The organism is Streptomyces sp. DSM 116795 (assembly GCF_055792905.1).
The window spans coordinates 974,776-993,559 of the sequence record NZ_CM147707.1 but is presented as its reverse complement, the minus strand read 5'-3'; the positions used below and the strand labels follow the sequence as shown (position 1 = coordinate 993,559).

The 18,784-nt window shown below is 72.1% G+C and carries 17 protein-coding genes; 6 read left to right on the top strand and 11 right to left on the bottom strand.

Features of this window, described 5'->3' with window-relative positions:
- Positions 1 to 78 precede the first annotated feature (78 nt).
- Positions 79 to 918 carry a SigB/SigF/SigG family RNA polymerase sigma factor gene (locus ACSMXX_RS04240; RefSeq protein WP_473182690.1) on the top strand — a complete coding sequence of 280 codons (840 nt, stop codon included), beginning with the start codon at positions 79 to 81 and terminating at the stop codon, positions 916 to 918.
- Positions 919 to 1,008: 90 nt separating this feature from the next.
- On the opposite strand, the gene ACSMXX_RS04235 is transcribed toward ACSMXX_RS04240, so the two are convergent.
- The gene (locus tag ACSMXX_RS04235; RefSeq protein ID WP_473182689.1) at positions 1,009 to 2,412 is read right to left on the bottom strand and encodes a PAS domain-containing protein; all 1,404 of its coding nucleotides are present in this window, start codon (positions 2,410 to 2,412) and stop codon (positions 1,009 to 1,011) included.
- A 190-nt stretch (positions 2,413 to 2,602) separates the two neighbouring features.
- Here ACSMXX_RS04235 and ACSMXX_RS04230 point away from each other — a divergent pair, with 190 nt between their 5' ends.
- From ACSMXX_RS04230 to ACSMXX_RS04220, 3 genes are all read left to right on the top strand, one after another.
- A complete protein-coding gene (locus ACSMXX_RS04230; protein WP_473182688.1) occupies positions 2,603 to 3,334 on the top strand; it encodes a GAF and ANTAR domain-containing protein in 732 nt (243 codons plus the stop codon).
- A 174-nt stretch (positions 3,335 to 3,508) separates the two neighbouring features.
- The gene (locus ACSMXX_RS04225) at positions 3,509 to 4,636 is read left to right on the top strand and encodes an aminotransferase class I/II-fold pyridoxal phosphate-dependent enzyme (RefSeq protein ID WP_473182687.1); all 1,128 of its coding nucleotides are present in this window, start codon (positions 3,509 to 3,511) and stop codon (positions 4,634 to 4,636) included.
- A 248-nt stretch (positions 4,637 to 4,884) separates the two neighbouring features.
- Positions 4,885 to 5,979 carry an MBL fold metallo-hydrolase gene (locus tag ACSMXX_RS04220; protein WP_473182686.1) on the top strand — a complete coding sequence of 365 codons (1,095 nt, stop codon included), beginning with the start codon at positions 4,885 to 4,887 and terminating at the stop codon, positions 5,977 to 5,979.
- Positions 5,980 to 6,025: 46 nt separating this feature from the next.
- On the opposite strand, the gene ACSMXX_RS04215 is transcribed toward ACSMXX_RS04220, so the two are convergent.
- Together ACSMXX_RS04215 and ACSMXX_RS04210 are read right to left on the bottom strand one after the other, a co-directional pair.
- Positions 6,026 to 6,712 (bottom strand): DedA family protein, encoded by a 687-nt coding sequence (locus ACSMXX_RS04215; RefSeq protein WP_473182685.1) that lies wholly within the window; start codon positions 6,710 to 6,712, stop codon positions 6,026 to 6,028.
- Complete coding sequence (locus ACSMXX_RS04210; RefSeq protein WP_473182684.1) at positions 6,712 to 7,485, bottom strand: MBL fold metallo-hydrolase; 774 nt, start codon at positions 7,483 to 7,485, stop codon at positions 6,712 to 6,714. Before ACSMXX_RS04210 ends, ACSMXX_RS04215 begins: the two co-directional genes overlap by 1 nt.
- A gap of 247 nt (positions 7,486 to 7,732) precedes the next feature.
- Between ACSMXX_RS04210 and ACSMXX_RS04205 the strand changes: the two genes are divergently transcribed.
- On the top strand, positions 7,733 to 9,901 hold the full coding sequence (locus tag ACSMXX_RS04205; RefSeq protein ID WP_473184623.1) for a phage holin family protein: 2,169 nt from the start codon (positions 7,733 to 7,735) through the stop codon (positions 9,899 to 9,901).
- A 17-nt stretch (positions 9,902 to 9,918) separates the two neighbouring features.
- On the opposite strand, the gene ACSMXX_RS04200 is transcribed toward ACSMXX_RS04205, so the two are convergent.
- From ACSMXX_RS04200 to ACSMXX_RS04165, 8 genes are all read right to left on the bottom strand, one after another.
- Positions 9,919 to 11,031, bottom strand: a complete 1,113-nt coding sequence (locus ACSMXX_RS04200; protein WP_473182683.1) for a fatty acid desaturase family protein — start codon at positions 11,029 to 11,031, stop codon at positions 9,919 to 9,921.
- 158 nt (positions 11,032 to 11,189) lie between these two features.
- Entirely contained in the window at positions 11,190 to 11,525 is a 336-nt protein-coding gene (locus ACSMXX_RS04195; protein ID WP_473182682.1) for a YrhK family protein, read from the bottom strand.
- Between the two features lie 28 nt (positions 11,526 to 11,553).
- Positions 11,554 to 12,600, bottom strand: coding sequence for a PHP domain-containing protein (locus tag ACSMXX_RS04190; protein WP_473182681.1), 1,047 nt, complete (start codon positions 12,598 to 12,600; stop codon positions 11,554 to 11,556).
- A 184-nt stretch (positions 12,601 to 12,784) separates the two neighbouring features.
- Complete coding sequence (locus ACSMXX_RS04185; RefSeq protein WP_473184622.1) at positions 12,785 to 13,804, bottom strand: glycoside hydrolase family 130 protein; 1,020 nt, start codon at positions 13,802 to 13,804, stop codon at positions 12,785 to 12,787.
- A gap of 76 nt (positions 13,805 to 13,880) precedes the next feature.
- Positions 13,881 to 14,687: a carbohydrate ABC transporter permease gene (locus ACSMXX_RS04180; protein ID WP_473184621.1), complete on the bottom strand. Its 807-nt coding sequence runs from the start codon at positions 14,685 to 14,687 to the stop codon at positions 13,881 to 13,883.
- A gap of 42 nt (positions 14,688 to 14,729) precedes the next feature.
- A complete protein-coding gene (locus ACSMXX_RS04175; protein ID WP_473182680.1) occupies positions 14,730 to 15,722 on the bottom strand; it encodes a carbohydrate ABC transporter permease in 993 nt (330 codons plus the stop codon).
- Positions 15,723 to 15,739: 17 nt separating this feature from the next.
- Positions 15,740 to 17,026 carry an extracellular solute-binding protein gene (locus tag ACSMXX_RS04170; RefSeq protein WP_473182679.1) on the bottom strand — a complete coding sequence of 429 codons (1,287 nt, stop codon included), beginning with the start codon at positions 17,024 to 17,026 and terminating at the stop codon, positions 15,740 to 15,742.
- Positions 17,023 to 18,195: a LacI family DNA-binding transcriptional regulator gene (locus ACSMXX_RS04165; protein WP_473182678.1), complete on the bottom strand. Its 1,173-nt coding sequence runs from the start codon at positions 18,193 to 18,195 to the stop codon at positions 17,023 to 17,025. Before ACSMXX_RS04165 ends, ACSMXX_RS04170 begins: the two co-directional genes overlap by 4 nt.
- A gap of 269 nt (positions 18,196 to 18,464) precedes the next feature.
- Here ACSMXX_RS04165 and ACSMXX_RS04160 point away from each other — a divergent pair, with 269 nt between their 5' ends.
- Positions 18,465 to 18,770, top strand: coding sequence for a 4a-hydroxytetrahydrobiopterin dehydratase (locus tag ACSMXX_RS04160; protein ID WP_473182677.1), 306 nt, complete (start codon positions 18,465 to 18,467; stop codon positions 18,768 to 18,770).
- Positions 18,771 to 18,784: the final 14 nt, after the last annotated feature.

Sequence of the window (18,784 nt, the reverse complement as noted above, 5' to 3'; positions counted from 1 at the left end):
TCCGACCGCATGTGCCTCTCCCGCGGTGTCCGCTCGGACGCAGTACACCGATGGGATTGGGAAGAGGTCGAAAGCACCATGACTCCCGTACAGACCCGCACCAAGCGTGCGCGTCACCCGCACGATGACGCACCCGACACCGCTGCCGACTTCCGACGCATCGTCTCGCTCCCCGAAGGGCCGGAGAAGGAAGAGCTCCAGCAGGAGGTCGTGAGGGCCTGGATGCCGATGGCCGAGCGCCTCGCGCAGCGGTTCCGCAACCGCGGAGAGGCACTGGAGGATCTGCAACAGGTGGCCTCGCTCGGGCTGGTCAAGGCCGTGGGACGTTACGATCCCGACCGCGGCAGCGCCTTCGAGAGCTTCGCGGTGCCCACGATCGTCGGCGAGATCAAGCGTCACTTCCGTGACCACATGTGGGGGCTGCACGTGCCGAGGCGCGTGCAGGAACTGCGCAACCGCGTCCGCATCAGCCGACGGGAACTGAGCCTGTCCATGGGCGACCGCAGCCCGTCCGTCGCGCAGATCGCCGACCACGCCCGGATGTCCGAGGAGGACGTCCTGATCGGGATGGAGGCGCTGGAGAGCTACAGCACCCTCTCCCTCGACGCGGAGCTGCCCGGCGCGGACGACGGCTACTCCCTCGCGGACACGCTCGGCCGCAGCGAGCCCGGCTTCGACCACGTGGTCTACCGCGAGTCCGTCAAGCCGCGGCTGGAGCGGCTCCCGGAGCGCGAGCGCCGCATCCTCTACCTGCGCTTCTTCTGCGACATGACGCAGACGAACATCGCCGACCGGCTCGGCATCTCCCAGATGCACGTCTCCCGGCTCATCAGCCGGACCTGCGACAAGCTCCAGCGTGAGGTCGACGCCGACATCGAACGGGAGCGCGAGGAGGAACCGGTGCTCGCTGCGGCGTGACGCCGTGACGGCTTGACAGTTCGACGGCGTGACCTGTGACGGGTGACGGGCGGCCGGTGCCGGTGCGTACGCCCGGGGCCCGGCGGCCCGTCACCGCTCCAGAGCCAGCGCGATGTGGCGGGCCATGCGCTCCGCGGCGCCGGCCTCGACGAGTTCGAAGACGCGCCCGCTGCCCGTACGGAAGAGGGTCAGCACCCCGCACGCCGTGCCGGCGTCAGGGCCGTGGCCGGAACCGGAACCGGAACCGGAGCCGCCGGACACCGAGCCGTGGCCGGAGCCGTGGCCGGCGCCCGCGTTCGTACCGGACGTGCCCGGCTTCCGCCCGGGCGAGAGCGGTACGCAGACCAGCGAGCCGACCCCGGCACGTACGAGCACTGCCGAACCCGTGGCGTCCCGGCCGAAGGCCTCCAAGTCCTCGGCACGCGCCCACAGCGTGGTCGTGCCGTGCTCCAGCGCCTCCTTCACCAGGGGTGCCGAGAGGGGGTCCTGCTGAGTGAGGGCTTCACGGGTCTCCGTGTCGGGGCCGAGCACGACGGTGCGCACCAGCGGCGCGCCGTCGCCGATGTCGACGACGACCCAGTCCGCGAAGCGCTCATGGAGCACCGAGGCTGCGCGTTCCGCCACGAGTTCGCGGGGGCCGTCCGCGGTCAGTGCGAGCAGCTCGGCGGCCAAGTCGTCGACGAGATCGAGGAGTTCGGTGTGCCGCGACATCTCCTCCAGCGCCGGTCCGGGCGCGGTGCCCGGCTCGACCGGAGGCACGTTCGCGGGCGTTGCCCCCGACGGGCCGTCGACGACGGGCTGGAAGAGGGCGAGCACGCTGTTTCCCGGGTCCTGCGGCGCGCGGAGCGGGGTGAGCGTCACGCGCAGGGTCGTGTGGGCGGCCGCCTCGGAGCCGGCGGGTGCACCCCCAGCGGCTCCGTCCGCGGTGCGGGCCGTGGCGGGGGCCCCGGTGCGTGCGGTGGTGCGGTCGCCGTCGCCGTCGCCGTCGCCGCCCGCCTCGCCGTTCCCGGCACCGGTCGTACGGCCGCCGCCCGGACGGCGCGGCATCCGCAGCCGCAGGCTCCGGGCACCCTCGTCGCGCGCAACGGCAGCGACCTGCGTACGAAGGACGGGCCGGCCGTCATGCGTGAGCACTCCGGTGAGTGACCGCCCTGCGGCGTACCCCGCGCGTACGCCGAAGAGCTGAGCCGCCGCGACGTTCAGGCGCCGCACGACCGCGTCCTTGTCCAGTACGACCACCGCGACGGGAAGCCGGTGGAAGAGGGAGCGCAGCAGCTGCTGTTCGTTCCCTTCGCTGCGGCTGCTGCGCCTTCCGGACGCGGCCAGCTCCTCGTAGCGTGGCCACAGCACTTCGGCGACGTGCCGGAGTTCGAACAGGGCAGCGTCGAGGGAGAGAAGTCTTTCTCCTTCGGGCAGCGAGCGCGCGGCTTGGAGTTCGTCGACGCGTCTGCGGAAATCGGCGAGTTCGGCGCCGAAGTCCTCAACATCCGTCATGCGAGTCAACTTAGCGTGGAGCCTCAGGCCGCGGCACCACCAGGGGCGCTCTGCGCGATGTTCACGAAGCCTGCCCGGTCTGGGCACATCTGCCAGTTTCCCGTCCCTGTTCCCGGGCAGCCGAACGCCTGTGGAAAACCCGCATCCGCTTGGCGCCCTCGACCGGGCTCACACCGCTCCTCACGCCCTGATGCCTCTGGAGGACGCGGACGAGCGCGGCGGGGAGATATCCCTCGCCCGTGGCTTCACCGAACTCGCGGAGCAGGCCGTCGCCTGCATCCCCGGCAGCTGTGCGGCCGCCGTCACGCTGACCGACGCCGCGGGCGATCCGCTCGTCGACTCCCCGGAGGGCACGGCTGCCGCCGTCACCCATCCCGACGTGGCCGAACTCGTCGCCGTCCAGTGGGAGTCCGAGGAAGGCCCGGTGCCGTCGGCGCTGGAGAGCGGCGAGCCGGTGCTGACCGGCGACGTGCTGCACGAGACGCGCTGGCCGCGCTTCAGGGCCATGGCGCTGCAGCGGGGTCTGCGTGCGTCCGCGACGCTGCCCTACCGTCACGAGGGCGCGGTGCTGACCCTGTCCGTCTACGCCTTCCGCCCGGAGAGCCTGGCCGGTGTGGTCGAGGAGAAGGGCGGGGAGCTGGCCGAACTCGCCGCGGGCGTGCTGGGCCGGGACCGCCGATACCGTGACGCGCTCGCCGAGGTCGAGCAGCTCAACTACGCGCTGCGCTCGCGGCCGGTCGTGGACCAGGCCTGCGGGATCGTGATGGGGCGCGAGGGGTGCTCCGCCCAGGAGGCCTTCGATCTGCTGCGCGTGCTGTCCCAGCGGACCAACCGCAAGCTGGCCGAGCTCGCGGAGGCGATCGTGCGCAACCGCGGGCGGGGCGTCGAGGAGCAGCTGGGGAAGCTGCGGCGTCAGCGCTGAGCGGTACGTGTCGTCGTACGGCACCGCTGAAGCATCTGCGAAGCTGGACGCGTTGTGCATTTGTCCGATTAGTGCCCTGACGGGTGACAGACAGCCGATGACAGAGGACAAATGACAAACGGCAGATTCTGTCAGCCGTCGGCGGACGGCGGCCCGACGGCGGAGGCGTGAGCTATGGAGGGCAGCGACAGACACCGGCGCGGCGACAGCTACCGGCAGGGCCGCACCGCCAGCGCCGTCGCCGCCTGCGGTTACTGGCAGCGCCGCGGTATGGACACCTGCCCGGAGCAGGTCGTCGCCGCGCCCGGAGCCGCACTCGCCCTCTTCGCCGTGCTCGCCGCGGCCGGCACCGGCGCCGTTCTGACGCCGAGACCCGCCGACCCCTGGTACGCGTGGCCGGCCCGGCTGCTGGGACGCCCGCTGCACACCGTCCCCGTACCGGCCGAGTGCGGGGGAGTGCCCGACCCGGTGGCGCTGCGCGAGACGGTGCGCCGTGTACGGGCCGACGGGCACGAACCGCGGGTTCTGGTGCTCTCCGTCGCCGACGACTGCACCGGTACGGCTGTGCCGCCCGAGCTGCTGCACGAGGTGACGGAGGCGGCGGGGGACGAGGGACTGCTGATCGTCAGCGACGAGACCTGGCGCGACACGTCGCACGCACCGCACAGCACGGTCGTCGTCAGTCCCGCCCAGATGGTCCACGGAGGCCGGGAGTCCGACGCGGTCGTCGTGCTCGTGGAGCTCGGCGAGACGCTGCTGCCGCAGGGCCGTGGCGCCGGGATCGCCCGCTTCCCGGACAGCGGACGCGGACGCGGTCTCGCCGAGTCCGTACGAGAGGTGCTGACGGTGCTGCGCACCGGGCTCACCGGCCCGGACGACGCCGCCGTCGCCGACGCGCTCACCGAGCCGGAGCCGCTGCGGACCCGCCGCACCGGCACCGCACGCGCGTACGGCGCGTTCCTCACCGAACTGCACCACGCCGTCACCGCAGCCGGAGCGCTGTGCCGCCCGCCGCGCGTCGGGCGGCACGTCTACGCCGACTTCGAACCCGTACGGCCGCGTCTCGACGCCCGCGGCGTACGCGACTCGGAGGGCCTGGAGGCACAGTTGGTGCGGATGTTCGGCCCGTACGTGTGCGGCGGACACCGTCTCGGCGACGATCCGAAGGCGCTGCGGGTGCGGTTGTCCACCGGGCTTCTCACCGGCTCGGAGCCGCCCGTGACTCCGGCATCGCCCGGAGCGAGCCGGGTACTGGACTCGGTGAAATCTGCCCTTGCCGAACTGACGGCCCTCCGGGAGTGACTGTGGAACCGGAACGGACGCTGCCCGATCAGGACACGGAGAGCACGACGAAGTTGAGCCCGCGCCGGCCGGCGGCCGGGCGCGGCCGTGCGGATCGCGAGCGTGCGGTTCGCGAACCTATGGACCGCGACCCTGCGGATGTCGAAGGTGCGGGTCGCGAACCTACGGATGTCGAACCTACGGATGTCGGACGTGCGGGCGGGACGTCCGGGGAGCCGGGCCCCGGGTACCGGCCTCCCGAGCCCCCGGTGCTGTGTCCTGTCGGCGCCAGACGGTTCTGGCCGCGCAGCTTCGCCGCCCGGCTGACCGCGCCGCTTCCCGACGTTCGCGCACTGGTGCGGGCCGCGCGCGAGGGGGCGATGCGGCCCGCACCACAGGCGCTGAGCGGCATCGCGCGGCTGCCGTACGAGCCCGGCCCGGTGCCCGTAGCCCGTCCCGGCACCGTCTCCGTGACATGGGCGGGGCACGCCAGCTGGGTCGTCCGCATCGGCGGCCTGACGGTGCTCACCGACCCGGTGTGGTCACGCCGCATCCTCGGCACGCCCGCCCGCGTCACGCCCCCGGGTGTGGCCTGGCCGGACCTGCCGCCCGTCGACGCCGTGGTCATCTCGCACAACCACTACGACCACCTGGACGCCCCCACTCTCCGCAGGCTCCCGCGCCGCACCCACCTGTTCGTCCCCGCCGGGCTGGGCCGCTGGTGCCGCAGGCGGGGCTTCACGAGCGTGACGGAGCTGGACTGGTGGGAGGCGGCGGAGCTGCCCGCGCGGGACGGGACCGGCAGCGTCCGCTTCGAGTTCGTGCCCGCCCACCACTGGTCCCGCAGGACGCTGACGGACACCTGCCGTTCCCTGTGGGGCGGCTGGGTGCTCACGGGCCCGGAACGCGGCCACGGGCACGACGGAGAGCCGAACGGACACCAGAACGGACAGCAGAACGGGCAGCGCAACCGACACCAGAACGGGCAGCGCAACGGACACCAGAACGGGCATCAGGCCCGGCGGCAGCGCGTCTACTTCGCGGGCGACACCGGCTACGGCCACTGGTTCGCGGAGATCGGCCGCCGCTGCCCCGGCATCGACCTCGCGCTGCTGCCGGTCGGCGCCTACGAGCCGCGCTGGATGCTGAAGCCGGTGCACACCTGCCCCGAGGAGGCCGTGCGCGCCTGTGCCGACCTGGGGGCGCGTGCCATGGCGCCCATGCACTACGCGACGTTCCTGCTCTCGGCCGAGCCGCCGCTGGCACCCCTGGAGCGCGTACGTGCGGCGTGGGCCGCGGCGGGACGGGCGCGCGGCGACCTGTGGGACCTCCCGGTGGGCGCCTCACGCGTACTGGGCGGGTGAACGGAGGCGGGGGAGCCGGTCAGGCCGGTGAGGTCGGTCGAGCCGGTCAGGCCGGTCCACTCGTGCGGAACCGGCGCCAGGCCGTCGGCGCCACGCTGATGATCACGGTGAGCCCCACCGCCGCCGCGATCCCTTCCCACGGTTCGGGGAAGACGGAGCCGCTGAGCAGCCCGACGAGCTGGTAGGCGACGGTCCAGACGAGGCAGGCGGGCAGATTGCCCCGTACGAATTCGCGCAACCGCATCCGCGCGAGCAGGCAGGCGAGCATGACGGGTATGCGTCCCGCCGGTATGAGCCGCGAGACGATCAGTACCGCCACCTCGTGTTCCCGGAGCTTGTCCTGGGCCTGACGGAGCCGTTCCGGCGGTGCGTGCTCCCGCAGCCGCTCCAGCCAGCGCGATCCGCTCCGCGAATCGATTCCGCGCCTGCCGAGCCAGTACAGCGTGACGTCCCCCAGGAACGCCGCGGCCGCTCCCACGACGAAGACCGCCCCCAGGCCCAGCCCCGGCAGGCTCTGGTGCAGGGCCACCACCGCGGCCCCGCTGACGAGGGCGCCGGTCGGCACCACCGGGACCAGCGAGCCCAGCACCACCAGCAGGAACAGGGACGGGTAGGTGACGGCCTGCTGCGTGGACTCCGGCGGTATCACCGCGCCCGCACCGGTGCCGGTGACGCCCGCCACTCCCGACGTGCCCGCCACGCCCGCCACCGCACCGAGCTGCTCGAGGAACATCAGGCCGCCTCCAGCGTCACGCTCTCGCCGTGCGCGAGCCGGTGCACGGTGACGCCGGGCGCCATCGCCCCGGCCTTCCGCATGAACTCGTCGCCGGGCGCGTGGAATTCGTGCGGCCGTACCGCGTCCATGCCGATCGGCCAGTACGTCCCGTAGTGCACGGGCACCGCCGTGCGCGGGCGCAGCCGCACCAGGGCCTGCGCGGCGCGCTCCGCGTCCAGGTGCTCCTCGCCCAGCCACGGGCCCCAGCCGCCGACCGGCAGCAGCGCCAGGTCGACTGGCCCGACGGCCTCCGCCATGCCGTCGAAGAGACCGGTGTCACCGGCGAAGTACGTACGGGCGGCGCCCTCCACCACGTATCCGAGCGCGGCTGCGCGGTGCGGCCCGTACGGCAGCCGCCGTCCGTCGTGGGCAGCGGGCACCGCACGCACCGTCACGTCCCGCTCGGTGACGCACTCCCCGGCGGCGACCTCGTGGAAGCGCAGCACCGGTGCCAGCCGCCGCAGCCGCGGCACCGCCCGCAGCGCTCCGCGGGGCACCACGACGCGGGTGCCGGGCGACAGCAGGGCGAGCGAGCCGAGGTGCAGATGATCGGCGTGCAGATGGGAGACGAGCACCATGTCGGCGAGGGCGGCCGAGGGCGGCGGCAGCGGTCCGCGGCGCCTGCGCAGGTGAGCCATGCGCCGCACCAGCAACGGGTCGGTCAGGACCGTCACACCGGAGTCCCGCACCGTGGCTGTGGCATGCCCCCACCATGTGACCTCCACCGGCACGTGTGCTCCTCCCTGCCTGTGCGGACGGCCCCTGCTGACTGCTTGTACCGGCCGCGTGTACTCGCCGCCGCGGGCACCCCCTCCGCCGGGCCTGTGCTTCGAGCGTATGCGCCCGGCGCACCGGGACGGGACGGGCGCTGTGTCACGAGCCGGGCGCAACATGGAGAATTGGAGAATATCCCGCGCATCGGGTGGGTTCTCGTGTCTCCGAGTGCGCGAGCGGAGCCGGGAGGAGTTGGGAGTCAGGATGCGGCTGCGGGTCTTCACCCCTGCCCTGCCGGGGGCTCTGCCGAGGCACTGGCGGTCCTTCGGCGCCACAGTGCTACGGGTGCTGGCGGTGTGGGCGGTGAGCACCCTCACGCTGCTGGTTCTCGCGGGCATCCTCCCCGACTTCCGGCTCCAGTCGCCGGACGGCGACAGCGCCACCTTCGTCGCCACGACCGCCGCCATAGGAGCCGGTGTCTTCGGTCTGCTCGGCGCGGTGGTGTGGCCCGTGCTCGTACGGGCTCTGCTGCTGGTGCCCGCTCTGGTGCTGGGCACGCTCGTCTTCTTCCTCAACGGCTCGCTGCTGTGGCTCGCGCTCTCCCTGGTGCCGTACGGGAGCGGCTCGGCCGAGCCCGGCACGGCCGTGGTTGTCGCCGCGGCCATGTCAGCCGCGTCCTCCGCCACGAGCACGGCCCTGGCGGTACGGGACGACGGCGCCTACCGCCGCCGCCTGGCCCGTCTCGCCGACCGCCGGCGTCGCCGCGAAGGGCTGGGCCCGGCGCCGCGCACACCGGGCACGGTCTTCCTGCAGCTCGACGGCGTCGGCCACGGGCTGCTGCGCGAGGCCGTCACCGGCGGTGCCGGCGGCGAGCCGGCGCTGATGCCGACCGTCGCCGCGATGTACGGCGCCACGCACCGGCTGACCCGCTGGCGCACCGACTGGCCGTCCCAGACCGGCGCCAGCCAGCTCGGCATCCTGCACGGCAGCAACAAGGACGTGCCCGCCTTCCGCTGGTACGAGAAGGAGTCCGGGGAGGTGCTGGTCAGCAACCGCCCGTCCGGAGCCGCCGAACTCCAGCGCCGCGCCGTCGAGGAGACCGGAGACCGCGGGCTGCTCGCCCTGGACGGCGCCAGCCGCGGCAACCTCTTCAGCGGCGGCGCCGGCCAGGTCGCCCTCGTGGTGGCGGTCGCCGCACGACGCGGCCGTGAGAACCGCTCCCGCGCGGGTTACGTCGCCTACTTCTCCGACCCGGCCAACGCCACCCGTACGGCAGTCTCGTTCGTCGCGGAGCTGGTGCGGGAACTCATCCAGTCGACGCGGTCGCGGCTGCGCGGCGACCGGCCGCGGGTGCGGCGCGGCGGGCTGTATCCGCTGATCCGTGCCTTCGCCACCGTCGTACAGCGCGACGTGGTGGTGGCCGCCGTGCTCGGCGACATCTTCAGCGGCCGCAGCTCCGTCTTCGCCGACCTCGTGGCCTACGACGAGGTGGCTCACCACTCCGGACCGCGGGGCACGGACGCGAAGAAGGTGCTGCGCCGGCTCGACAGATCGGTGGCGCTGATCGCGAAGGCGGCGCGGCGCGCGCCGCGCCCGTACCGCATCGTCCTGCTCTCCGACCACGGGCAGAGCGCGGGGCAGACCTTCCGCGCCGCCTACGGGCTGACGCTGGAGGACCTCGTACGGGCCGGTTGCGGGCTGCCCGTCTCGCGCCGTGTGGGCCGCACGCCCAGCGGCGCGGAGGCGCGGGCCGCGGCGCGCGCCGCGCTGCACAGGCCGGAAAGCGGGCCGCAGAGCGAGGAGCTGACGCCGTCGACGAGCTCGGGGCCGGTCGTGCTGGCCTCCGGCAACCTCGGGCTCGTCTCCTTCCCGGACGTACCGGGCCGGATTTCCAGGGAGCAGCTCGACAAGCGGCACCCCGCGCTGCTGCGCACGCTCGCCGACCATCCCGGCATCGGCTTCCTCCTGCTGCACAGCGAGCAGCACGGCCCTGTCGTACTGGGGGGAGGCGGCGCCGAACACCGCCTGGACACCGGCGAGATCACCGGCGGGCCCGACCCGCTGGCACCGTTCGGACCGGGCGCCGCGGCTGCCGTGCGGCGCACCGCCGGGTTCCGTAACGTGCCGGACATCATGATCAATTCGGTGGTCGATCCGGACAGCGGCACCGTCCACGCCTTCGAGCAGCAGATCGGCTCGCACGGCGGTCTCGGCGGGGAGCAGAACGACGCGTTCCTGCTCTCGCCGCTTGAACTGTCGGTGCCGTCCGGCGAAGCGGAACTGGTCGGGGCGGAGCGGGTCCATCTGGTTCTGCGCCGCTGGCTGCGGGAGACGGCGGTCGCCCCCGTACCGGCCTCGCGCGTACGGGACGAGGGCGCCCCGGAAGTTCCGCCGGCACCGGACCGGGAGTCCCCGGCGGCCCGTCCCGTCTGAGCGGCCGGTGCGCGTGGTCAGCCGCGGATGGGGGCGCCGACCTCGCGGAGGTGCCTCAGTGCCTCGCGCCATGAGGTGATCAGGCCCGTCTCGTGGTAGCCGATGCCCAGTTCGGCGCAGTAGTCCCGGACGATGACGCGGGCCTGGCGCAGATGCGGCGAGGGCATGCTCGGGAAGAGGTGGTGCTCGATCTGGTGGTTGAGACCGCCCATCATGAAGTCGGTCAGCGGGCCGCCCCGTACGTTGCGGGAGGTGAGGACCTGTCGGCGCAGGAAGTCCGGCCGGTCGTCGCCGGTGAGCGTGGGCATGCCCTTGTGGTTCGGGGCGAAGACCGAGCCGAGGTAGACGCCGAAGACGGCCTGGTGGACGAAGAGGAACGCGAACGCCATTCCCGGCGGCAGCACGAGGAAGAGCGCCGCGAGATACGCCCCCAGGTGCGTGAAGAGCAGTAGCGCCTCCAGCCCGCGTCGCTTCATGTGCGCCTCGCGCAGGGCGCGGACACCGGAGACGTGGAGGTTGAAGCCCTCCAGAGTGAGCAGCGGGAAGAAGAGCACCGCCTGGTGGCGTCCGATGAAGCGCGGCAGCCCTTTCGCGGCGCGCGCCTGGTCCTGGGACCAGATGAGGATGTCCGGCCGCACGTCCGGGTCGAGTTCCTCGTGGTTGGGGTTGGCGTGGTGCCGGGTGTGCTTGTTCATCCACCAGCCGTACGACATTCCTATGCCGAGGTTGCCGACGATGCGGCCGCCGGTCTCGCTCGGCCCGCGCCTGCTGAATACCTGACGGTGCGCGAGGTCGTGGGCGGCCAGGGCGAGCTGACCGAAGACCAGCCCGAGGAAGCCCGCGACCGCGAGCTGCCACCAGCTCTCGCCGAGTGCGAAGAACGCGGCCCAGCCGGCCGCGAACGCCAGGCCCACCAGCGTCAGCCGGAGGGCGTAGTAGCCGGGACGGCGCCGCATCAGGCCGGCCTCCTCGATCCGCGCGTACAGCCGCGCGAAGTCGCTGCCCTGCCGGCCGGTGCGTGGTGGGGGCGTGTGCGTGTCTGCTGCCTGTGCCGGGGCCTGTGCGGGTTCCGGTTCCGGTTCCGGTGTCGCTGTCGGTCTCGCTGTCGTCTGAGTCGCCGGTGTCGTCATGCACTGAAGCCTCCCGCCGCGGGGGAGGGTGCCGACAGCCGCGCAGCACGCCTCTCACCAGGGGTGTCCGCCGCAGGGGCGGGGGTGTGGCCAGGTGCACCCCCGTACGGGGGCGGGCCCGCTTACGGCCGTCCCGGGACGTATCTCCGGGAGCGTGGTCAGAAGTCCTGCGAGGTCTCCTCCGCGGCGTAGTTCCCTCCGTGCATGCGCTGCAGATGTACCTGACGGGTCAGCCGGATCACCGGCCTGATCAGCAGCTCCACACTGCCGAAGACGAAGCACCAGGTGCCCGCCGTCTGCCAGTCCGGGGAGAAGAACATGACGCTGCCGACGAGGAACCACACAGCGACGAGAAGGTCGTTGGCGATGCTCGCGACGGCGTAGCGCTGACGGATCACCAGTTCCGCGTCGCCGACGCGGATGGTCACCGGTGGCAGGCCCTTTCCCCGCTGAGGCTGTCCCTGCTCAGGCTGTCCCTGGTCGGGCTCGGGCACCGTCGTCCTCCTGTGAACATGGGTGCGGTCACGCGCCGCGCGATCCGTGTGCCCAGCTCAGCAGTTCCGGGGCCGTCCATGTGGTGATGACGCGCTCCGCGGGCACGCCGCACTCCGACGCACGTACGCACCCGTTGATCTGCCAGGCCAGCTGGCCCGGCGCGTGCGCGTCGGTGTCGATGGAGAAGTACACCCCGGCGTCCACTGCCTGCCGCAGCAGGCGACGCGGCGGATCGAGCCGTTCCGGGCGGCAGTTGATCTCCACGGCGGTGTCCGACTCCGCGCACGCCGCAAAGACCGCCTCCGCGTCGAACTGGGACTCGGGGCGGCTGGAGCGCAGCCTGCCCGTGCAGTGCCCCAGCACATCGACCAGCGGATTACGGACGGCGGCGACCATGCGCCGCGTCATCTCCGCCGCGGGCATCCGCAGTTTGGAGTGCACCGACGCCACGACCAGGTCGAGGCGGGCCAGCAGCTCCTCGTCCTGGTCCAGCGACCCGTCGAGAAGGATGTCGCACTCGATGCCCGTGAGCAGCCGGAACGGCGCGACCTCCTCGCGGACCTCCGCCACCACGTCCAGCTGCTCCCGGAGCCGCTCGGCGCTCAGGCCGCGGGCCACCGTCAGACGGGGCGAATGGTCGGTCAGCACCGCCCAATCGTGGCCGAGTTCGGCGGCCGTACGTGCCATCGTCCCGATGGGGCTGCCGCCGTCCGACCAGTCGGAGTGCATGTGGCAGTCGCCGCGCAGCGCCGCGCGCAGGCGCCGTGCCTCCTCCGTGACGGGCGCATCGTCCACGGTGGTCGCCTCCGGCTCGGACTCCGCGTCCGCCTCCACCTTCGCGAGGTAGCCGGGGACATCCCCCCGCAGCGCCTCCCGTACGACCTGCGCGGTCTTCGGTCCCACACCTTTGAGTGACTCCAGTGCGCCGCTCGTGGCCGCACGCCGTTCGACCTCCTGCGGGTCCAGGCCCGCGAGCACCTCCGAGGCGGTACGGAAGGCCCGCACCCGGTAGGTGGGGGCCTGCGCGCGTTCCAGCAGGAAAGCGATCCGGTCCAGTGCCGTGAGCGGGTCCACGGGTGCCCCTCCTCGCAGTGCCTTGTCTCTGCTCGCCTTGCCTCGCCGTGCCGTCATCTTCCACCGTGGCGCAAGGCGGCGGTGAGCGCGCGTCCCGGGCGTGCCCGGCGGACCCGGATGTCCTCGGCCCGGGCGCGCCCGGCGGACCTGGGCGCCCGGGTCCGCGATTCCGCGGACCGCGGTGTCAGCCCGTCCTCTCCAGCCGGGCGACGCCGATGTGCGCGTCCGCCATGCCGTAGAAGACGTACCGGACGCCGTCGATCTCCTCGACGGCCGTCGGGAAGACGACGTTGGGGACGGTGCCGGAGCGTTCCTCTTCCGTCTCCGGCGCCATCAGCGGTTCCGCGGAGCGCGCCAGCACCCTGGACGGGTCGGCCGGGTCGAGGATCATCGCGCCCGCCGCGTAACTGACGTGTTGCTGCTGCTCCACGAACGGTTCGTCCATCCGCCCGGAGACGCCGTGATGGATCAGCAGCCACCCCTCCTCGACCTGGACGGGGGCCGGACCCGCGCCGATCTTCAGGCTCTCCCAGGGGTGTTCGGACAGCGCGACCAGACGGTGGTCGCGAGGCCTGGTCAGCGCGGTGATGTCCGCCTCGGCCTCGGCGACCGGCACGTAACTGATCCAGATGCCGGGCCGCTCGTCGGTGACGCCGGCCGGAAGGTGGACGCCCTCGCCGGGACGGAACCAGCCCAGATCCCACATGGGCCGGTGCAGCATCGCGTACGCGGGCGCACCGTCGGGGCCGGGCACCGGCACGGGGAAGTGCACCACGTCCTTGTTGGGGAAGAGGTTGAGGTCGGTGTCGAGGTCCGGCTGGTAGGCGAACTGGAGGGGGCCGATCCGGCGCCAGTTCCGCAGGTCCGCCGAGACGGCGAGGGCCGCCCTGGGACCGAGCGGGCCGTAGGCGACGTAACTCATCACGTACTGCCCGAGGCTCGGTATCCATGTGACCCGCGGGTCCTCCACGCCCGCGTTGTTCTTGCCGCGCTCCCAGCCGGCGTCGGGTGCGAGGACGACTCCGCGCCGGGTGACGCCCGTGGGCACTCCTCCGCTCAGGTTCACCTCGGCGAGGCCGACGCGGGAGACGTTGCCCTCGGCGACGAGGCGGGGCAGCAGATGCAGGGCGCCGTCCTCGGTGCGTCCGGACGCGGGGTTGAGCACGCCCTCCGCCTCCAGCGGGTCGCCGGGGGAGGGCGACATCACGACGCCCTCGCGCACGAGGCGGTACGGGATGCGGGCGGAGGCGGTGTCTGTGGAGCGGTCGTGCACTGTGGGATCAGCCCTTTGTTCCGGAGTCGATGTTCGTCTGGGTGAAGTGGCGCTGGAAGAGAAGGAAGAGCACCACGGCGGGGACGGCCAGCACGCACGCCCCGGCCATCACGGCGCCCATCGGGTTCTCGACGGTGCCGCGCAGATTGCTCATGAATCCCGCCAGCGCGACGGCGAGCGGCTGCATGCCGGCTTCCTTGGTCACCAGGAACGGCCAGAGGAACTCGTTCCAGGGGCCGATGAAGGCGATCAGGGTGCCCGCCAGCAGCGCGGGCCGGGCCATCGGCAGAGCGACGCGCCACAGGATGCGCAGCTCGCCCGCTCCGTCGATGCGGGCGGCCTCGAAGAGTTCGGCGGGAAGCTGCAGGAAGAACTGGCGGAAGAGGAACACCGCCGTGGAGTTGACCGCGAAGGGAAGGATCATCCCCAAGTAGCTGTCGCCCAGCCCGTAGTCCCGCACCACCAGCACGTACAGCGGCAGCATCAGCAGCTGGAACGGGATGGTCTGCACGAGCAGAAGGGCGGCGAAGACCGTGCCGCGCCCGCGGAAGTGCAGCCGGGCCAGACCGTACCCGGCGAGCACACCCATCACGAGGGTGCACAGCAGCACCCCGATGGTGAAGACGCCGGAGTTGAAGAGCGAACGGCCCAGCGAGATGGCCCCGTTGACGGCTTCGTAGTTCTGCGTTCCGCTGCTGCCGGGGCCCGGAATCACCGACCCGAGGTCGCCGGTCGTCTGCTTCTGCAGAGACGCGGTGAACATGTACGCGAAGGGGAAGAGGAAGACGACGGCGCCCAGCACGAGCACCACCATCCGCAGCCACCAACCCCCGGAGACGCGGCCTGCGTTCACAGCTCAGACCTCCTTCCGCTCGGTGAACTTGCGCGCGATGAGGGACAGCGACACCACGACCAGCACCAGTACGACACCCAGCGCCGCCGCGAAGTCCGGATGCGCCTGCTCGATGCCCTTCTGGTAGAGGATCAGCACCGGTGAGGCGGAGGCGTGGTCCGGGCCGCCCCCGCCGGTGAGCAGATAGGGCTCCGTGAAGAGGTTGGACCCCTTGATGACGGCCAGCACCGTGACGAGGGTGGTCGCGTGGCGCACGCCCGGCACGGTCACCGTCAGGAAGGTCCGCACCCGCCCCGCGCCGTCGACGCCCGCCGCCTCGTACAGCTCCCGGGGCACGCCCTGCAGCGCGGCGAGGTAGAGCATCACGAAGAACCCCAGATTCGTCCACGTGACGAAGACGGCCACCACCGGCATCGCGAGCGTGGAGTTGACCAGCCACGAGGGGTCCGGTGCCAGGCCGCCGAGGGCGTGGTTGAGGAGCCCGTCGGTGCCGAAGATGTAGCCCCACACCGCCACCAGCGCGACGCTCGCCGTGATGTACGGCAGGTAGTAGGCGGCCCGGAAGAAGGAGCGCAGCGGCAGACGGGAGTTGAGTGCCGACGCGAGCACGAGCGAGAGCACGACGGTCAGGGGGATGTTGATGACGAGGAACACCGCGATGTTGAAGAACGAGCGCAGCACCACCGGATCGGTGAAAACCGCCTGGTAGTTGCTCAGTCCGACCCACGGGGCGTCCACGTCCGTGCCGGGAGCGGTGAAGTAGAAGCGGTGGAAGGACATCCAGACCGTGTAGCCGAGCGGCACGGCGAAGACGACGACCAGGAAGAGCGCGTACGGCGTGACGAACAGCGCGCCGAGCGGCGGCCTGCTCCCGCGCGGGCCGCGGCCGTGTGGACCGCGCCCGGGCCGGCCGTGCGGACCGTATCGCCCAGGACCTTTCCGCCCGTGGCCTTGCGGATCGCGGCCGCCGGCACGCGACATGAGGGGGACACTCATCGGAACCTCGGCAATCGTCAGTATTCGTCGAGGAGTTCGGAGATCTCACCGGAGGCGTCGCGCAGCGCGGGCTCCGGCTCTTCGCGGCCGAAGACGACGGACGCCGTCCAGCGGTCCCGCAGCGCCTGCCACACGTCGACGGAACCGGCGACGCTCGGCACCTCGACGATGCGGTCCGCCTGGTCGCCGAACTCCCGGTAGGCGGGGTTCTTCTCGAACCACCGCTCGTACGTGCCCAGCAGGTCCGGACGCATCGGCATCTGGCCCGTCGCGTCGAGCAAGGCGCGGTCCTGCTTCTTCGACGTCGCGAACTTCAGTACGTCCCAGGCCGTGGCCCGGTTCCTGCAGGCGCTGAACATCGACACCGACTTCTCGTCGGAGAAGGTGTGCGTCTTCGACGCCGGCAGCCCCTTCGAGGTCGGTACCGGCGCCACGCCCCAGTCGATGCTGTCCTTGTACATCGCGACCGCCCAGGGCCCGGCGATCGTCATCGCCGTCTTGCCGGCCGCCATCGCGTCACCGGGGAAGAGCTCGGGCTGCGCCAGCTTCTCGCGGTAGACGGAGCGCCAGAAGTTCACGACGCGGCGGCCCGCCGGAGTGTCGAACTGCGGCTTCCCGTCCTTCACGAGCTGCTTGCCGCCCGACTCCGCGATGAAGGACGGATAGAAGTCGAACCACGCCTGGAAGAACTCGGAGCTGGGTGCCGGCCAGATCGCCGACTTCGCCGCGCCGCTGCGCACGATCTTGCGCGAACTGTCCAGGAACTCCTCGTGAGTCGACAGCTCCGGATTCTCCGGGTCCAGGCCGGCCTTCTTGAAGAGCTTCTTGTTGTAGAGGATCATCACCGGGTTGCTCTTCCAGGGCAGCTGGTAGAACCTCCCGTCCTCGCTGCGGTATTGAGCGGCACGTTCGCCCGTGCGCTCGGTGACGTACTTCTCGCCGCCGGGGAAGTCGTCGAGCGGGACGAGGCCCGCCTGCTTCTGGAACTGCGGCACGGACGCCGGTGAGGTGTTGAAGACCAGGCATGCGCTGTTGCCGGCGACGATGGACGCGCTCAGCGCCTCCTCGGAGGTCTTGCCCGCCGGTATCTGCTGCGCCTTGATCCGCTGCCGGGGGTGCTTCGCGTTCCACTCGGCGACCATCTTCTCGCCCCAGGCGACCTCCTGGGCGTTGTTGGACAGCCACACCGTGATGGGACCGCGTGCCGAGGCCGCGGCGGTGCTGTCTGGCGCGGTGCGGGCGCATCCCGTGCTCACGCCCGTCAGGGCGAGCGCCAGCAGGACCGCTCCGGTCTTCCTCCTCAAGGTTCTCTCCGTACTGTCGGTTCCGGCGTCGGTTCCGTCGTCGGCTCGTGCTGCGACTGCCCCTGCGGCTGCGGCTGCGGCTGCCGCTGCGGCCGGACGGTGGTGCTGCCGGGACCGGACGTGGTGCTACGGGCCGGATCCGGCGCGGGCCCCATCGAGGCACGCGGCAGCAGCTGGGCGGGGGCGAGTTCGACGTCGTCGGCACGCCCTTGCGCGATGACCTCGTCGAGCGCGCGGGCCGCCGCGGCGCCCCAGCCGAGGGCGTCGGCGCGTGCGGAGGCCAGCGGCGGGTGCGTGTAGGCGGCGAGCGGGGTGTCGTCGTAGCCGACGACGGAGAGGTCCTCCGGTACGGACAGGCCCAGTTGGTGCGCCACGGCCAGACCTGCCGTCGCCGACAGGTCGTTCGCGAAGACGATCGCCGTGGGCCGCTCCTCGCTGCCGAGCGCCATCAGTTCGCGCGTCGCGGCGGCTCCGCCGTCGGCGGTGAAGCCGCCCGGCAGCACGGGCCCCGGCGTCAGCCCGGCTGCACGTACGGCCTGTTCCCAGGACTCCTGACGGCGCCGCGAGTGCCGGAACTCCCGCGGCCCCGCCACATGCGCGATGCGGCGGTGGCCGAGCTCCGCCAGGCGCGCGACGGCCGCGGCGAAGGCCGGCTTGTCGTCCAGGCTCACCGCGCACAGACCGCCCGCGCAGCCCGGATCGCCGACCACCACGGCGGGCAGCCCGATTCCGGTGGTGAGCTCCGGGCGCGGATCGTCCACACGCATGTCGGTGAGCAGCACGCCGTCGACGCGGCGGTCGGCCGCGAGGCGGTGGTAGGCGGCAGCCTCGTCGGCGGGGTTCGTCACATGCAGCACGAGCGAGTCGCCGCGCGGCGAGAGCACCGATTCCACGCCCGCGATGAAGGCGGGGAAGAAGGGATCGGCCCCGATCGCGTCCGTCTCCCTCGACAGCACCAGGCCGAGCGCGCCCGCCCGGCCCTGTGAGAGCGCCTGCGCGGGACGGCTGGGGCGCCAGCCGAGTTCGGCCGCGGCGGCCAGGATGCGGGACTTGGTCGCCTCGGCCAGGCCGGGACGGCCGTTGAGCGCGAAGGAGACGGCGCTGGGGGAGACCCCGGCGAGCCTCGCCACGTCCGCGATCGTGGGCCGTCTCTCCCGTGCTGCCGCCATGCCCTCAAGTCCGTCCGTCCGGTGGAGCGTTGAAGCTTGCGCGCTATGAGCTGTTATCAGTTGTTTAAACCGCTTTAACAGCTCGCGCGATGCGTGAACTCAACCGGAACTGCGCCGGGGGTGTCAACGGGTGTGCCGGGAAAAACTCCTGCGGAGCGGGCGGCGGCAGGGGGGGGGCGGTGGGACCGGCGGGGCCAGTCGCAGCGGCGGGCCCGGCGCCGGGCCCCTAGGCTGGCGGTACGCCACCGACAGGAAGCGAGAGAGACGTCATGGCTCCTGAAGCGCTGACCCGGCAGCAGACCGACGAGGCACTGGCCGGCCTTCCCGGCTGGAGCACGGACGGCGACAGCATCGCCCGTACGTACTCCTTCGCCAAGCACCTGCCGGCCGCCGCGATGGTGATCCATGTCGCCGCGATCCAGGAGGAGTTGAACCACCACTCCGACATGGGGCTCGGTTACAACAAGCTGTCCGTCACGGTGAACACGCACAGCGTCGGCGGACAGGTCACCGAGAAGGACATCGAACTCGCCCGCCGCATCGAGGAGATCGCCGCGGGCCACGGCGCGAGCTAGCTGTATGAGGCCAG

What these genes read in the sequence shown, in the direction of transcription:
- ACSMXX_RS04185 (WP_473184622.1), bottom strand. Translation starts at nt 13,804, where the DNA reads ATGTCGCCCTCCCCCGGCGACCCGCTGGAGGCGGAGGGCGTGCTCAAC.
- ACSMXX_RS04175 (WP_473182680.1), bottom strand. Translation starts at nt 15,722, where the DNA reads ATGAGTGTCCCCCTCATGTCGCGTGCCGGCGGCCGCGATCCGCAAGGC.
- ACSMXX_RS04240 (WP_473182690.1), top strand. Translation starts at nt 79, where the DNA reads ATGACTCCCGTACAGACCCGCACCAAGCGTGCGCGTCACCCGCACGAT.
- ACSMXX_RS04215 (WP_473182685.1), bottom strand. Translation starts at nt 6,712, where the DNA reads ATGTTCCTCGAGCAGCTCGGTGCGGTGGCGGGCGTGGCGGGCACGTCG.
- ACSMXX_RS04235 (WP_473182689.1), bottom strand. Translation starts at nt 2,412, where the DNA reads ATGACGGATGTTGAGGACTTCGGCGCCGAACTCGCCGATTTCCGCAGA.
- ACSMXX_RS04200 (WP_473182683.1), bottom strand. Translation starts at nt 11,031, where the DNA reads ATGACGACACCGGCGACTCAGACGACAGCGAGACCGACAGCGACACCG.
- ACSMXX_RS04180 (WP_473184621.1), bottom strand. Translation starts at nt 14,687, where the DNA reads ATGGTGGTGCTCGTGCTGGGCGCCGTCGTCTTCCTCTTCCCCTTCGCG.
- ACSMXX_RS04205 (WP_473184623.1), top strand. Translation starts at nt 7,733, where the DNA reads ATGCGGCTGCGGGTCTTCACCCCTGCCCTGCCGGGGGCTCTGCCGAGG.
- ACSMXX_RS04225 (WP_473182687.1), top strand. Translation starts at nt 3,509, where the DNA reads ATGGAGGGCAGCGACAGACACCGGCGCGGCGACAGCTACCGGCAGGGC.
- ACSMXX_RS04165 (WP_473182678.1), bottom strand. Translation starts at nt 18,195, where the DNA reads ATGGCGGCAGCACGGGAGAGACGGCCCACGATCGCGGACGTGGCGAGG.
- ACSMXX_RS04160 (WP_473182677.1), top strand. Translation starts at nt 18,465, where the DNA reads ATGGCTCCTGAAGCGCTGACCCGGCAGCAGACCGACGAGGCACTGGCC.
- ACSMXX_RS04230 (WP_473182688.1), top strand. Translation starts at nt 2,603, where the DNA reads ATGCCTCTGGAGGACGCGGACGAGCGCGGCGGGGAGATATCCCTCGCC.